The 15,160-nt window shown below is 37.8% G+C and carries 15 protein-coding genes; 10 read left to right on the top strand and 5 right to left on the bottom strand.

Features of this window, described 5'->3' with window-relative positions; genetic code table 11:
* Positions 1-29: 29 nt before the first annotated feature.
* Positions 30-2,969, bottom strand: a complete 2,940-nt coding sequence (locus tag AC1M9L_RS12390; protein WP_481592294.1) for an insulinase family protein — start codon at positions 2,967-2,969, stop codon at positions 30-32.
* A 258-nt stretch (positions 2,970-3,227) separates the two neighbouring features.
* Between AC1M9L_RS12390 and AC1M9L_RS12385 the strand changes: the two genes are divergently transcribed.
* The 8 genes from AC1M9L_RS12385 to AC1M9L_RS12350 all read left to right on the top strand — a co-directional run bounded on the left by AC1M9L_RS12385 (position 3,228) and on the right by AC1M9L_RS12350 (position 8,949).
* On the top strand, positions 3,228-4,232 hold the full coding sequence (locus AC1M9L_RS12385; RefSeq protein ID WP_481592293.1) for an adenosine kinase: 1,005 nt from the start codon (positions 3,228-3,230) through the stop codon (positions 4,230-4,232).
* Positions 4,233-4,248: 16 nt separating this feature from the next.
* The gene (locus tag AC1M9L_RS12380) at positions 4,249-4,557 is read left to right on the top strand and encodes a Rieske (2Fe-2S) protein (protein ID WP_171076765.1); all 309 of its coding nucleotides are present in this window, start codon (positions 4,249-4,251) and stop codon (positions 4,555-4,557) included.
* 17 nt (positions 4,558-4,574) lie between these two features.
* Positions 4,575-5,189 (top strand): OB-fold-containig protein, encoded by a 615-nt coding sequence (locus AC1M9L_RS12375; RefSeq protein ID WP_481592292.1) that lies wholly within the window; start codon positions 4,575-4,577, stop codon positions 5,187-5,189.
* Between the two features lie 415 nt (positions 5,190-5,604).
* Positions 5,605-5,796, top strand: a complete 192-nt coding sequence (cydP, locus tag AC1M9L_RS12370; protein WP_481587955.1) for a cytochrome oxidase putative small subunit CydP — start codon at positions 5,605-5,607, stop codon at positions 5,794-5,796.
* Positions 5,796-7,376: a cytochrome ubiquinol oxidase subunit I gene (locus AC1M9L_RS12365; protein WP_035266593.1), complete on the top strand. Its 1,581-nt coding sequence runs from the start codon at positions 5,796-5,798 to the stop codon at positions 7,374-7,376. Before cydP ends, AC1M9L_RS12365 begins: the two co-directional genes overlap by 1 nt.
* 1 nt (position 7,377) lies before the next feature.
* Positions 7,378-8,523, top strand: a complete 1,146-nt coding sequence (cydB, locus tag AC1M9L_RS12360; RefSeq protein WP_092768425.1) for a cytochrome d ubiquinol oxidase subunit II — start codon at positions 7,378-7,380, stop codon at positions 8,521-8,523.
* 26 nt (positions 8,524-8,549) lie between these two features.
* Positions 8,550-8,651, top strand: coding sequence for a cytochrome bd-I oxidase subunit CydX (cydX, locus tag AC1M9L_RS12355; RefSeq protein WP_035266590.1), 102 nt, complete (start codon positions 8,550-8,552; stop codon positions 8,649-8,651).
* A gap of 1 nt (position 8,652) precedes the next feature.
* The gene (locus tag AC1M9L_RS12350; protein ID WP_092768427.1) at positions 8,653-8,949 is read left to right on the top strand and encodes a cyd operon YbgE family protein; all 297 of its coding nucleotides are present in this window, start codon (positions 8,653-8,655) and stop codon (positions 8,947-8,949) included.
* A 59-nt stretch (positions 8,950-9,008) separates the two neighbouring features.
* Here the strand turns inward: AC1M9L_RS12350 and AC1M9L_RS12345 are convergent, their stop codons facing one another.
* From AC1M9L_RS12345 to ftsY, 3 genes are all read right to left on the bottom strand, one after another.
* Positions 9,009-9,650, bottom strand: a complete 642-nt coding sequence (locus AC1M9L_RS12345; RefSeq protein WP_481592291.1) for a DUF2057 family protein — start codon at positions 9,648-9,650, stop codon at positions 9,009-9,011.
* A 114-nt stretch (positions 9,651-9,764) separates the two neighbouring features.
* The gene (locus tag AC1M9L_RS12340) at positions 9,765-10,358 is read right to left on the bottom strand and encodes a nitroreductase family protein (RefSeq protein WP_481592290.1); all 594 of its coding nucleotides are present in this window, start codon (positions 10,356-10,358) and stop codon (positions 9,765-9,767) included.
* Positions 10,359-10,595: 237 nt separating this feature from the next.
* Entirely contained in the window at positions 10,596-11,675 is a 1,080-nt protein-coding gene (ftsY, locus tag AC1M9L_RS12335) for a signal recognition particle-docking protein FtsY (RefSeq protein ID WP_481592289.1), read from the bottom strand.
* Positions 11,676-11,927: 252 nt separating this feature from the next.
* On the opposite strand from ftsY, the gene AC1M9L_RS12330 reads away from it, so the two are divergent.
* Both AC1M9L_RS12330 and AC1M9L_RS12325 read left to right on the top strand, forming a co-directional pair.
* A complete protein-coding gene (locus tag AC1M9L_RS12330; RefSeq protein WP_481592313.1) occupies positions 11,928-13,235 on the top strand; it encodes a M16 family metallopeptidase in 1,308 nt (435 codons plus the stop codon).
* Positions 13,236-13,242: 7 nt separating this feature from the next.
* Positions 13,243-14,754, top strand: a complete 1,512-nt coding sequence (locus AC1M9L_RS12325; RefSeq protein WP_481592288.1) for a M16 family metallopeptidase — start codon at positions 13,243-13,245, stop codon at positions 14,752-14,754.
* Here the strand turns inward: AC1M9L_RS12325 and AC1M9L_RS12320 are convergent.
* Positions 14,751-15,071 carry a hypothetical protein gene (locus AC1M9L_RS12320; RefSeq protein ID WP_481592287.1) on the bottom strand — a complete coding sequence of 107 codons (321 nt, stop codon included), beginning with the start codon at positions 15,069-15,071 and terminating at the stop codon, positions 14,751-14,753. The two genes, AC1M9L_RS12325 and AC1M9L_RS12320, sit on opposite strands and share 4 nt — an antisense overlap.
* Between the last annotated feature and the right edge of the window lie 89 nt (positions 15,072-15,160).

The following is a 15,160-nucleotide window of genomic DNA, read 5'->3' as shown; positions in this document are numbered from 1 at the left end:
TTCGCATTGGCAAAGCCCCATTTTTAATTTTAATTCACTTGTTTTATTGCAAATCCAAGTTCTGCAAGTTGCTCTTTTTTAGCCATTGGTGCTACAACAGCCTTCGTTGGTTTTTGATTCACTAAATACGTTTCTGCTACACGTTTTAGATCATCTAACGTTACATTGAGCAAACGCTCTCGTAAAGTTTTTCTGAATTGAGGCGTACGTCCATGCAATAATGCATAACATGCAGTAATTGCTTCACCTGCAGGAGAACCAGGCTTATCCATACTCGATACAAGACCCAAAATCGCCTCTTCAAGTTGGTGTGGTTTTTGTTCAGTATTCAATAACCAATCAATACTTGCTTCAAAATCTTGGAAAGTTTCTGCTAAACGTGGATCACGATAACTATAGAATCTAAATGCACAAGCATTGCCATCATAGCTTGCACCACCACCATAAGCGCCTCCTTTTTCACGGATTGCACTATGTAGGAAACCATTACGTAGATAACCCGCAAGCACCATTAACGGTGCTGCATCCGGATGAGAAACTTCAACTGCTGGATAAGCAGAAGCACAGAATTGGACATTGGATTGAATCAGCCATGCTTCGTCATTTTGCGTTTGTTCAAAATTAACTTCAGTAAGATGCACTGGCTCACGCTTCACTTCAAGTTTATCCCAAACATTTTGAATTTCTTCAATTAAACGTTCAGACTGTTGCTCTTCACAGACCAGTAGGAACTGTTTAGGCGCGAGTAACAACAAACGGTGAATATTTTGCAACTCTTGAATGAGGTTCGCATATGCTTTTTCATCTGTTTCAATGCTTTGAACAAGCTCGCTCAACCAATTAAGTGCACCTAAGCCGGTATTATTATAATCACGTAATGCCAATGCACTCATATTACGAGAAGCAATTTGCATGGCATAGCTATGTCCAGAACCAGACAAACGAGATGCCCAACGCGTCTTACGCTGTTGTAAGAGTTCAATAATACGGTCCTTTTCATCAAAACGCAGTTTCTCAAATGCCAGTTTTAACAATTGAATCGTATCTAGTTTGTGGGCAAGCGATTTTGTTGTCAGCGTTAAAAATGCGCTAATTTTACCTTTATCATCAACTTTACTACGTAGAGATGCCCCCATACCAAGGCCACCACTTACCGCTGTTTGTAATTGCTGTAATTCTAAATAATTATATTGACCTGCACCGACCTCGCCCATGAGCACGGAGAGTAAGTTAAAATATGGTGATTTCACGACTTGATCAGGAATTTGAATAATCACTTGTTGGTAATAAATTCCATTAGTACCAGCATGGTATAAGTTCAAAGGTGTATCTAAGTTATTAGAAATGATTTCTCGCAATTGACCTTGAACGACTGGAAGCTCAGCGGGTATATCTTCTAGACCAACTTTCGGCAATAAATCTAAGTTGTCAGGAGTCGCCTGTCTTTCATTTAATGCCTCAGTTTGGCGTACAATTTCCGCTTTTTCGGCATCTGTTAAGCGTGCGCCTATATCAGCTAAACGCTGTTTTTCTGCTTCAGCCTCTAATTTCGACTTATTCGCATCTGGTACAAGCGTCATCTGTACACGATGCGGATTATCAATCAAATGGGTGTTAATCAGATTAGGCAACCACATCGGGTCTTTCAACTGCTCTTTCACTTGCTCAATGGTCGAATCTACGTCCCAAACATGTATTGGATCATTATGATGAATTGCACTGCTTAAACCATTGAGGATGAGGCTTAGACCATAAGGCGTGCCATCTCCACCAATTTCTCGTTGGTGTAATTCAATTTGATGCAAAATCGCATCAACCAATGACTGATCTACAGGCTTCGAGGCAACCTCGTTCAGCACATTCAACACACCGTTTTTGAATGTTTCTGCATGTTCAGGATTTGAACCTTGAATACCGCAGTAGAAAGTCATTTCATAGTTAGAATCATCAAGACCTAAAATTGGTCCTGTAGATTGAGCATAACCACACGTTTCTAAATAGTGACGTAATGGTGAAGCAGAATCTTCCAATAAGATCCCTTCAGCCAAACGTAAGCCTAAACGAAGTTGAATATCACTAGATTCAGGAAGTAACCATGCCAGTACATGGTAGGTTTTATCTTTCAAATCTTCAGCATCTACCGCGTAAGTCTCTGTCACCTCAATAGGTGCTTCTAGACGCTGTTCTGGTGTCGAATATAAGGTTTGACCTTTCTTAAACTTAGATAACGCTAAAGTTTCAAACTGCTCTTGTAACTCATAGGCAGATTGATTACCAAAAGTCATGAAAATAGCATTACTTGGATGGTAATGTGACTTATAGAAACTGACTAACTCTTCGTAAGTTAAATCAGGAATATCCTTCGGATCACCTCCTGAATTATAGTGGTAAGTCGTTTTAGGGAATAAATGATGAGCAAGTTGGTGATATAACTGATCTGAAGGTGAACTCATTGCACCTTTCATTTCATTAAAAACCACACCCTTGTAAACAGGCTCACCATTCTCCAACTCAATTCGGATACCTTCTTGAGCGAAATCCAAAGGGTTTAAATTGGCTGCAAATGCTGCATCCAAATAGACGGAAAGTAAGTTTTGGAAATCTTTTTTATTCTGTGTCGCAAATGGATAAGCTGTCCAATCGGCAGCTGTAAATGCGTTCATAAACGTATTTAGAGAACGACGGATCATTAAAAAGAATGGATCACGTACAGGAAATTTTTCAGAACCACATAATGCAGTATGCTCAAGAATGTGTGCTTCGCCTTTTGAATCCATCGGTTGTGTACGGAAAGCAACTAAAAAAACATTTTCATCATGTTCAGTTGCTAGATGAAAATGCACAGCGTCAGTTTCTTTATGACGGTATTCTGAAACTAATATATCGAGTGCGGCTACATGATGTTGACGTACCAACTGAAACGCGGGATGAACGGTGTTTTGAATGGTTTCAGTAACATCTACGGTCATGTGTGCTCCTTAATTTACATAAATTTTAACAAAGATCATTATACTGATAGTTCAATACAATTCATCATTTATACAACAAACTCTAACTATTTTCCGAGTAAAATAGTCAGATTAAAACTAAATCAATAGAACTATATCGGAATTAAATAATTCATTTCGATTAAATGCGGGTTAAAGCTTGAAAATCAAGCAATACGCTACTGAATTCAATCGCATTGGTGTAAAATCGTTTTCTTTTTTCGTGATGTGAATTTAGACATGGCTAAAGTTGACCTTTTTGCGATTGGCAATGCCCTCATTGACCAAGAATTCAAAGTATCTGATGAATTTCTTTTAGAGCAAAATTTGCAAAAAGGTACTATGCAGCTTACAGATGGGGAAACTCAAGCCCGTCTATTTCAAAACTTAAAAAATTCTCAAGAATATAAAGGTCAAGCCTCTGGGGGATCTGCAGCTAACTCAACAGTGGCTTTTAGTGCCTTAGGTGGTCAAGCGTTTTATGGATGCCGTGTCGGCAATGATGATCTTGGAGCGTTGTACTTAAAAGGTCTAAATGATGCAGGAATACAAACCTCTGAACGTTCGATCAGTGAAGGCGAAACTGGGACTTGCATGGTTTTGGTCAGTCCTGATTCAGAACGTACCATGCATACTTTCTTAGGTATTACAGCTGAACTCAGTAATGAACAAATTGATTTTGAAGCGCTAAAAACCGCTAAATGGTTATATATAGAGGGTTACCTTTCTACGAGTGATACAGCACGAGCTGCCGTAAAGCAAGCGCGTGCAATTGCGAAAGCAAATAATGTGAAAATTGCGTTAACGCTCTCTGATCCTGCTATGGTGCAGTATGCGCGTACAGGCTTGGACGAATTATTAGATGATGGTGTAGATGTTCTATTCTGTAATGAACAAGAAGCATTGATGTATACACAAACTGATGGCTTACAAAATGCTCTTGCTGCACTTAAAAAATTAAGCTCTACCGTCATTATTACGCTTGGCGCAGACGGCGCTCTTGTAGCAACGGAATCAACTGAACTTCAAGTGAAAGGACGTAAAGTTGTTGCTTTAGACACGAACGGTGCTGGTGATGCTTTCTCTGGTGCATTTTTATATGCATTAAATGCTGGTAAAGATTTACAAACAGCGACTGAATTGGCTATTTTAATCTCAAGCCAAGTGGTTGCTCAATTTGGTCCACGTTTAGACGTAGCTGATTACGCTAAACTTCTTAAAGATTTTCAAATAGAAGTCGCATAAAATGAATAAAATTTGCATGACTGAAGACATTCCTGAAAGAGAATCTCGATCTTTTGAAACTGAAAATGGTGACAACATTTTCATTACGCAACGAGATGGTTGCTTCTATGCGTATCAAAATGTATGCCCACATTTACAAGTTGAGCTCGAGTTTCTTGAAAATCAATTCTTAGATCGTGATCAAGAGTTCATTGAATGCTCTACTCATGGTGCTTTATTTGATGTAGAAACTGGTGTGTGCATTTCAGGCCCATGCCAAGGTGAATCTTTAGAAAAAGTCGAGATTAAAGTTCATTCTGATGGTGGAATTTACTTAGAATCTTAAGTCATGAGGTGAAGGACATGCTGGCATTTTTAATGGAAATTGATTTAATGCCATTTCATATGTGCGTGTTTGCATTGCTAATGCTCAGCATGGCTGAAACCTTAGGCTATTTTGTTGGCTTAAGACCTAGTCAATTTATAAAAAAATTAACACCTTATTGGCTTATTCGCCTTCCTTTGCTTCAAGTTAAATTTTCCAAAGTTCTCATTCTTGTTTTTTTTCTGATCAATTTTAGTTTTGCTGGATATTTTCTTCAGCTCATTGTATTTGCAAGCCAGAAAACCTTTCTAGCTTGGTACTATGTTTTATTACCCGCTTTAATTATCGCAATCTTCTTTACGGTATTTATGATTCATTGTTTGGATCAAGTAATCAAACCCAAATACAAATCAGAGCACTCAAATTTGCTTGGTCGACTAGCAACTGTTTCTAGTGGTAATGCACGACCTGGTTTCTCTGCTCAAGCACGCGTTCGCGATGAATTCGGTCAATTACATTATGTACAAGTTGAACCAGAGTTTGGGGAACTTGAATTTCAATCTCAAATCCTCCTGATCCGTGCAAAAAAATCTCATTTTATTGCTAAAAAAATTGCAAAAACAAATCAACTTTTCAATGTTGATCAGCATTAATTAGCTATTAACACCCCACTTCAATTATATGCATTTGATTTGAAAATAGTTCATTCAAGGTATTTTGTGACGCCTATTAAATTTAAATCCAACCAACTCAACGATTATATAAAAATTAATAAAATTCTTATAACCAACCATTTCAATCAGATTTAAAACCAACTAATTTAATAAACTTTAAAACAATAATCCTATTATTTTAGTTGGAATTAAAACATTAATACCAAGTATTTTAGTCTATTTTATTTTTTAATATAACCATTTTAGTAGGATTTAATTTTATTAAAAATAAAAATTATAAATAACTGTTTTTATTATATTTTTTATATTAAAAATATTTATGACTATAAAGTATTTATTTTAAATAAAAAAAAGATAATAATAATTAAAATAGATTCAAATAATGCATTTAAATATGATGATTAAACCTTCAAGTTTAAATAAAAATTTAATCAAAGAGATTACTCTGATTCTTATTATCAAAGTAATCATTCTTATCGTGATTAAAAATATCTGGTTTGATGCACCTACCATTCCCAAAAACTTTGACCATCAAGTCGCTGAACGAATTACGGGCAGCGAACTTAAAATGAAGGAGACACGTTGATGATTTCTGAAAGCGTGGTCGATCTATCGCGGTTTCAATTTGCAATGACCGCAATGTATCACTTTATATTTGTACCCCTCACTCTAGGTTTGGCATTTATCCTTGCCATCATGGAAACCACCTATGTCATTACAGGCAAAGAGATTTACCGAGACATGACCAAGTTTTGGGGTAAGTTATTCGGGATCAACTTTGCTTTAGGGGTAACCACTGGACTAACGATGGAATTCCAGTTTGGTACAAACTGGGCTTACTACTCACATTATGTAGGTGACATTTTTGGTGCACCATTAGCAATCGAAGGATTAATGGCCTTCTTTTTAGAATCTACTTTTATTGGTTTATTCTTTTTCGGCTGGGAACGTCTTTCTAAAGTCCAACATTTATGTGTGACATGGTTAGTGGCTTTAGGCTCTAATATGTCAGCACTTTGGATCTTGGTTGCAAATGGTTGGATGCAAAACCCTGTCGGTGCCGCATTTAACTATGAAACCATGCGTATGGAACTGGTAGATTTTGCCGCACTAATCTTTAACCCAGTGGCACAAGTTAAATTTGTCCATACTGTTTCTGCGGGTTACGTGACTGGTGCAATTTTTGTATTGGCAATTTCAAGTTATTACCTACTTAAAAAACGTGATTTGGCCTTTGCCCGTCGTTCATTTGCCATTGCTGCTATTTTCGGTCTTGCTTCGACATTATCCGTAATTTTACTGGGTGATGAATCAGGATATGAATTAGGTGATGTTCAGAAAACCAAACTCGCTGCAATTGAAGCAGAATGGGATACACATCCAGCACCAGCTGCATTCACATTATTTGGTATCCCCAATCCCGAGACGCAAACAACAGACTATGCTGTGAAAATTCCATATGTCATGGGTTTAATTGCGACTCGCTCTACAACTGAACAAGTCACAGGGATCAAAGATTTAATCGCACAACATGAGCAACGTATCCGTAATGGTATGGTCGCTTATGCACAGCTTGAACAACTTCGTGCTGGAGATCAATCACCAGAACTCAAAGCTGCATTTGACGAGACTCAAAAAGATTTGGGTTATGGTCTATTGTTGAAGAAATACACACCAACTGTGGTTGATGCTACTGAACAACAAATTAAATCTGCAGCTTTAGATACTATCCCTCATGTTCCAAGTTTATTTTGGGCATTTAGAGCGATGGTGGCGTCAGGTTTCTTAATGCTCTTGTTGTTCATTCTTGCAACGTATGCCGTCATGAAACGTAATGCTGAAAATAAAACTTGGTTGCTCAAGTTTGCACTGATCGCCCTTCCACTTCCATGGATTGCAGCTCAAACAGGTTGGTACGTTGCTGAAGTTGGTCGTCAACCATGGACTATTGGTGAAGTTTTACCAACACACCTATCTGCATCAAGTATTAGTTCAGCGGATGTATGGGGTTCAATTTTAGCACTCGCTGCTTTCTATACAGTGCTGCTCATCATAGAAATGTATTTAATGATCAAGTTCTCAAGACTAGGACCAAGCTCTTTACATACTGGAAAGTATCATTTCGAAAAACTAGCAGCAGCCAATAAGTCAACTGAGGAGATTTAACATGATTGAATATGAACTTCTCAAAATCATTTGGTGGGTATTGGTCGGCGTCCTCCTTATTGGGTTTGCTTTGACTGATGGATTTGATATGGGCTCTATGGCACTGATGCCGTTCGTCGGTAAAGACGATGAAGAGCGTCGTGCTGCTATCAACACCATTGCACCACATTGGGATGGAAACCAAGTTTGGTTTATTACGGCGGGTGGTGCACTTTTCGCAGCTTGGCCAATGGTATATGCAACAGCTTTCTCGGGTATGTACTGGGCGCTGTTACTCGTATTATTTGCTTTATTCCTTAGACCTGTTGGTTTTGACTATCGCTCTAAGCTCGAAAATACTAAATGGCGTAATGCTTGGGATTGGGGCTTATGTATTGGCGGCGCAGTACCAGCACTCGTTTTTGGTGTTGCATTTGGCAATATGTTCCTTGGCATCCCCTTTACACTTGATGAAACTGTTCGTTCAACTTACACAGGAAGCTTCTTTGCACTTTTAAATCCATTTGCCTTGGTCTGTGGATTGGTCAGTTTGACGATGCTTGCTGCGCATGGTGGTGCATGGTTAATGCTACGCACTGAAGGTGCATTAAGAACACGCTCTGCTCAAGCTACACGATATATGGGTATTCTTTTTCTCATCTGTTTTCTCGGTGCTGGTGCATGGTTGTATTTCGGCAATATCGAAGGCTACACGCTTGTAACACCTTATGATACGAATGGTGTTGCTAATCCACTTGCTAAAGAAGTACTCACTAATGCCAATCATGGCTGGATGAACAATTATTCTATTTATCCAATCACAATATTGGCACCGGTAATGGCGATTATCGGAGGAATAATTGTGGTTTTAGCATCGTCTAAAAATAAAGCGGGACTTAGTTTTCTGGGTACATCGTTCGCTGTGATTGGCACAATTCTCACTGCTGGTTTTGCCCTATTCCCATTCCTGATGCCATCTAGTATTCATCCAAACATTAGCTTGACGATGTGGGATGCAGTATCTAGCCAAATGACGCTTTCAGTAATGACAGTTGCTGCGTGTATTTTTGTTCCGCTGATCTTGGCATACACCACTTGGTGTTACTACAAAATGTGGGGTGTGATCACCAAGAAACATATTCAAGACCACACGCATAGTCTGTATTAAAACCGAATCACTGTTAGGAGATAATTATGTGGTACTTCGCATGGATACTAGGTGTGTTAATGGCATGTTTCGCGAGTGTACTTGCAGCCATTTACATGGAACAACATCAAGACTTAGATGGTGAATGAAATGAGTGAGCTTGCAATGTCAAATTCTGAAAAACGTAAATACTCATTCGCAATGATCATTTCATTTCTGATGGCATTGCCTCTCGCTACCATATTACTCATCCACCCAAGTCTGATGTTGGATGCAAGTGGTAATTACAGTCACCGTGCCATGATGCTGATTATGATTGGAATATCTGGTGGATTTATCCATGGCGTAGGGTTTATACCACGTTATTGGATATGGAAGTATTTATTTAGTCCATTTGTAGCATGGCCATTAATGATTTATGGTTACTATACTTGGCTGTTCACTTAATTTATAAAAAAGCCCTCTATGAGGGCTTTTTTATATCTGTTTATGAAATATTAAATGTTTTATTGCGTTGCAAGCCAAGTCATAAATTTTTGACGTTCCTGCTTTGAAGAATTTTTCCATACTTCAATCAACGTCTGACCAACATGAGTATTTGAATTTGTATTTTTAATGTCAGCTTGTTCCACTGTTTGAGTATTTATTGATGATGAACTTGACTTGGTCATTGGGCTAGCTTGTGGCTCATTATGCAATATTTGATTGATCGTACCGCCTAGCAAACTTTGCGAGGTCATTTGAACAATCAGATTATTTGAAATGAGTTGATTATTTTGATTATAAATTGCCAATTGAGGATTTTTGGCGAATGTTTTTGCTTGGTCCAAATCTCGTGGTGGATGAATTAAATCCAATTTGTATGACTTATTATCCTCTAGGGCTGGCAATTTCAAAGTAAGAATATCCGACTTTACGATCTCATGATTATTTAAAGGTAGTTCAAAGTATTGATTATATCGAACATTCACCAAAGGTTGATTCACATCAATTTGGTATTGTTTTTTTGATTTAAATAGTCCTGATTTAACCTCTTGATTATTCACTGAAATTACGACCAGTTCCTCTGGAACCTCCAAGGTCGCCGCTGCAAAAATTTGACTGCTCAAACCCGTAAATATCAATGCAGACGCAATTTTTAATTTCATAAATAACTCAATATTAGATTGTTAGATATGACTACTATGCTACCAAGCGATGACAATTTAATGACAGAACTCGTCATAAAAAAAAGGCACCGAAGTGCCTTTATATGATTTGGATTAATTAAAAGTTTTAAAACGAATTTCGTCATCAATAAACGTTTTATCTCCTGCAGGCGCTTCGATTGAACCGAGCACAAGCTGAGCACGAAGTTTCCAAGAAGATGGAATTTCAAATGTTGAAGCCACTTCTTCATCCACAATTGGATTGTAATGTTGTAATGATGCTCCAATATTTTTTTCTGACAATGCAGTCCAAACCGCAAATTGAGCAATAGCTGTTGAATGTTCAGACCAAATTGGGAAATTCTCAGCATAAAGTGGGAATTGCTCTTGTAAACCTTTCACCGTATCTTGATCTTCATAAAACAATACAGTTGCGTGACCCGCTTTAAAGCTATTGATCTTATTTTGAGTTCCCTCAAATGCTTCTGCAGGAACAATTTTACGTAACGTTTCTAAAACGATATTCCAAAATTTGTCATGTGACTCACCAAAAAGTGTTACAACACGTGATGTCTGTGAGTTAAATGACGATGGACTTTGACGTACCGCTTCTTTAATGGTTTCTTCAATCTGAGTATTGTCTAAAGAAACATTCTTACCAATTGCATAGATGGTACGGCGATTTTTAATTTGATTTAGAAAAGACATAACTTATTCCTTATTTTTAACATTCATTGTGTGCTAACGATAATGCTATCTTATTCATATTACGAAACCTTTTCAGCCTTATCTTTATAACAAAGTGTTCTATTTTTGGAACAAATTGCGTATTTAATGTATTGAGTCTAAAGATTCGGCTTTCTCATATTTGATTAACCTTATGAATTTTAATTATTTATAAAAAAAGCTCCGTATAAGGAGCTTTTTAAATTAACCCAAGAATAATTATTTTTCGTTATCAAATAATGCAGCGACAAATGATTTTGCTGAGAACGGTCTCAAATCATCAATCTTTTCACCTACACCAATAAATCGGATTGGCACATGTGTGCGGCTCGCAATGTTAAATAGCACACCACCCTTTGCAGTACCATCCAATTTGGTAATAGTAAGACCCGTTAAACCTACAGCTTCATCAAATATTTCAACTTGATTAATCGCGTTCTGTCCTGTGCCAGCATCCACAACAAGCATCACTTCGTGCGGTGCAGTCGCATCAATTTTCTGCATAACACGTTTTACTTTTTTGAGCTCTTCCATCAAGTGACCTTTGTTATGCAAACGCCCTGCGGTATCTGCAATCAATACATCGATCCCTTTCGCTCGTGCACTTTCAAAAGCATCAAAAATTACAGAAGCACTGTCTGCACCATGACCTTGTGCAACGACATGAATATCGTTACGTTCACCCCAAATTTGTAGCTGTTCAGTCGCCGCAGCACGGAAAGTATCGCCTGCCGCGAGCATGACTTTTTTACCTTCACCTTGTAATCGTTTTGCGAGTTTACCAATTGTGGTTGTCTTACCTACACCATTTACACCCACAACCAAAATCACATAGGGATTTTTATTAGGATCGATATGTAACGGTTTGACACGTGGTGCTAATAAAGCAACTAATTCTTCTTGAAGAGCTTTATAGAGAGAATGAGAGTAGATCAAATCGCCACGCGCAGTTCTTTCAGTCAAATTGGCAATAATTGTTTTCGTCGCCTCTACCCCAATATCTGCGACCAATAATTGTTCTTCAACTTCTTCGAGCAGCTCATCATCAATCTCTTTACCACCGACTAGAATATTCATCATTCCATCAGCTAAATTTTTACGAGATTTTGATAAGCCTTCTTTCATACGACTGAAGAAACCACCTTTCGGTTTTGTTTCTTCAACGGCCGGCACCGTTTCCAGCTTTTCTACTTCATTGTTTTCGATAATAGGCACATTAACGGCCGGGAGGCTCGGTAAGGTGACATCGTCATCACCAATATCCGCATCAATCAAGAATTTATTTTGCTGTTCTTGCATGCCGATTCCTTGAAAAGCATTGCGATTAAAAGAATGGAGTTTAGCATAGATTGCTTTAAATTCACGATCTGCAATTACTTTTAAAACAATCAACCAAATTGCAACAGTTCAATCTTGAATAAATATACGACATCATCAAGAATAATTTTAAAGTCATTATTCGGATTAATTGTGTCTCTCAGCCGGCTCAAATTCTCTCTGCAACTCATTTTCAAACAGACAATCATCATTGCTGCAATTACATCAGCACCGATGATGACATTTGCAAATCAGCAAACTGCTCAACTCTCTCGAAACACCGTCGAAACAACACTGGATAATGGTTTAAGAGTCATTATTAGAGAAGATCACCGCGCACCTGTAGTAATTAGTCAAATTTGGTATGCCGTCGGCAGTAGTGACGAGTCAGGGAATTTACTCGGCATCTCACACGTACTAGAACATATGATGTTCAAAGGCACTAAAAAAGTACCGAATGATGAATTTACACGCCTTAGTCGAATTTATGGTGGTAGTGTCAATGCATTCACATCCACAAATTACACCAATTACTATCAATTCTATCCTAAAAAATATCTTCCACTGGCATTAGAGTTAGAAGCAGATCGAATGCAAAATTTAGTTCTGCGCCAAGAAGATTTCGAACCCGAAATTAAAGTTGTAATGGCTGAACGACGGCAACGAACAGAGGACAATCCTCGCAACCTTGCTTTTGAAAGATTTAAATGGATTGCATACCCGACCAGTCACTATCGCCAACCAGTGATTGGCTTAATGAAAAATCTGAATAACATTCAATTAAATGATTTAAAAAAATGGTACCAAACTTGGTACGCACCGAATAATGCAACATTAGTCATTATTGGGGATGTAGATCCTGAACAAACCATTAGAGAAGTCAAAAAATATTTTAATAAGATTCCAAAAAAATCAGTTCCTGAGCGAAATGATGTGCTTGAATTTTCAAGAATTGGATATCGCTTTATGGAGCAATATCAGGGTGTACATGTGCCCAACTTGTTTATGGCTTGGAATGTCAATTCCATTAAAACAGCAAAGAACCCTCAAGACGCCTACGCTTTAACCATTATTCAAAATCTATTGGACGGCGGAATTTCAGCACGTCTACAAGACAGACTGATCCGAGATAAGCGAATTCTGACCTCAATTAATGTGAGTTATGATCCATATAATCGTGGGGATAGCCTATTTTTAATCTCTGCCATACCTGCTGAGGGTATCAGTCTTGAGCAAGCGCAAAAACGCATACAGCAGGAACTAGATTTATTCAAATCAGAATTGGTCAATGAAAAAGAACTCAATCGGGTCAAGGCGAATTTCGTTTCCAATTTAGTGTATAGCCAAGATGATATTATTGGGCAAGCTCGACTCATTGGTTTGCTCAGCATCAATGATCTAGACTATCGCATGATTGATCAACTCCCTGATTACTTCGATAAAGTCACACCGCATGATTTACAACGCATTGCCAATATTTATTTTAATCGTGACAATTTGAGCATTTTACATCTTTATCCTGAACAGAAAAACAACAACTAGGCGTTTTATGAATTATTTGTCTTCTCTATTTTTAACGAGTGTATTGTGTGGTGCCATCTTGAGTTCAATGTCGCATGCTGAGGAACTTATAGAAGCTGAACCAATTGAACAAATCATCGAAGAAGATTCCAGTGGTCTAAGCTCAATCAAAAACTTGTTAAGCTTAAAAGAGATCAAAAAAAATTCGCACAATTATCAAGCGCCTTTTGTTCAAGAACTTAAAAACTCTTTAAATGTACGAACCTTATTTGTCGAAACGAATGATCTGCCAATGGTCGACATTCAAATTACATTTAATGCTGGATCTGCACGAGATGAAGTCATAGGTAAAGGACTTTACGGTATATCCAATATGACAGCTCGCCTTATGCTTGAAGGAACAGATCAGCTCAGTGCCAAACAGATTACCACCACATTTGAGGGATTAGGCGCCAAATATTCTTTCAATGCCTATCGCGATATGTTTGTTGTTCGACTAAGAGTGTTAAATGATCCTGAAAAATTTGACCCTGCATTGAACTTACTACTGCATTTAATCAAACATGCCACCTTCAAACAATCAGGCATTAATCTCGCGCTCAGTAATACTCAAATTGGGCAAAAACAACTTCAAGAGAATCCATCTAGACTAATGTCAATACAACTGTACCGTATGCTGTATGGAGATCATCCATATGCTCAACCAACAGCTGGGACAGTCGGTAGTTTAAAAAACATTACGCCTGAATTACTCAAAGAATTTAGAGATCGATTGCTTGTCGCTCAAAATTCCAATATAGCAATCACAGGACAACTCACTCAAGATCAAGCTCAACAGATCTCGGAACTGATCAGTATCAATTTACCGCAAGGGCAAAAGCAGCCCGACCTTCCAACTCCCGTCAGTGAATCAGGTTTTAAAATTTCAGTACTAAAACGCGAAAGCCTACAAGCACATGCATTATTGGGTCATTTATCTTTAGAACGAGCACATCCAGACCGTGCCGCTTTGGAAGTTGCCAACAGAATGTTTGGTGGTGGGAGTTTTAATTCAATCTTATCAAAAGAGTTACGAGTTAAACGAGGACTCACCTATAGCGCATCGAGTACGCTGACTACACCACAGGTACCTGGCGTTTTTAGTTTTGGATATGCGACACAACAAGACCAATTGCTCGAAAGCTTAAAGCTCGCACATCGAGTATTCATTGACTTCAAAAAACAGCCAATTACTGACTCTTTGCTTAAAGAAAATAAAGAAAGTATTCTTCGGTCTTTTCCAATGACCTTAAATAGTAATGCAAATATTAATGCCCAAATCGCATCAATTGGTTTTTATGGACTTAATTCCAATTATCTAAATGAGTATCAGGAGCAGATTCGAAAATTAACTCGCCAAGATATTCAAAATGCAATACAAAAACATTTACACCCCGATCAAATGACTGTTATTGCTGTCTCTGACCGTGTCACTGCCAAGGAGATCGAAGAAATACTGAATCAAAATCTTGGGCTCAATCTGAATAAGATTGAAAACTAATCCAACTTTTCAATAGCTGGATAAATTTTTATATGAGCATTCTCGATATGATAAGCATTCAGCAAACGATAAAATTCAATATTTTTAATCTTAGGTTTTGCAAGTAACAAAGTTGCCATTTCATGCGTTCGCTCTAAACGATTTTGAGCCGCGAGCGCTTGAACTTGTTCAAAGTGGGTTGAATTAATTGGACGATTCAGTGCAATACTAGAGACAATAAGAATAAAAAGTACAATGCCTATGATGAAAGCATTTTGAATCTGCTCAATATTTAATTGTGAGAAAAGATCAGACGAAATTTTTTTTAAATGGAGCATGTACAACCTCGGATTAGCTTAAGTGTAATCCGAGATGCTTTAAAAATATAGTGTTAACGTTGATTTAAAGAAGAACCATTATGCAAAAA

The sequence above is a fragment of the Acinetobacter sp. ANC_7511 genome, from assembly GCF_056779975.1.
The sequence above is the reverse complement of the archived record's forward strand: the minus strand, read 5'-3'. Positions and strand labels throughout refer to the sequence as shown.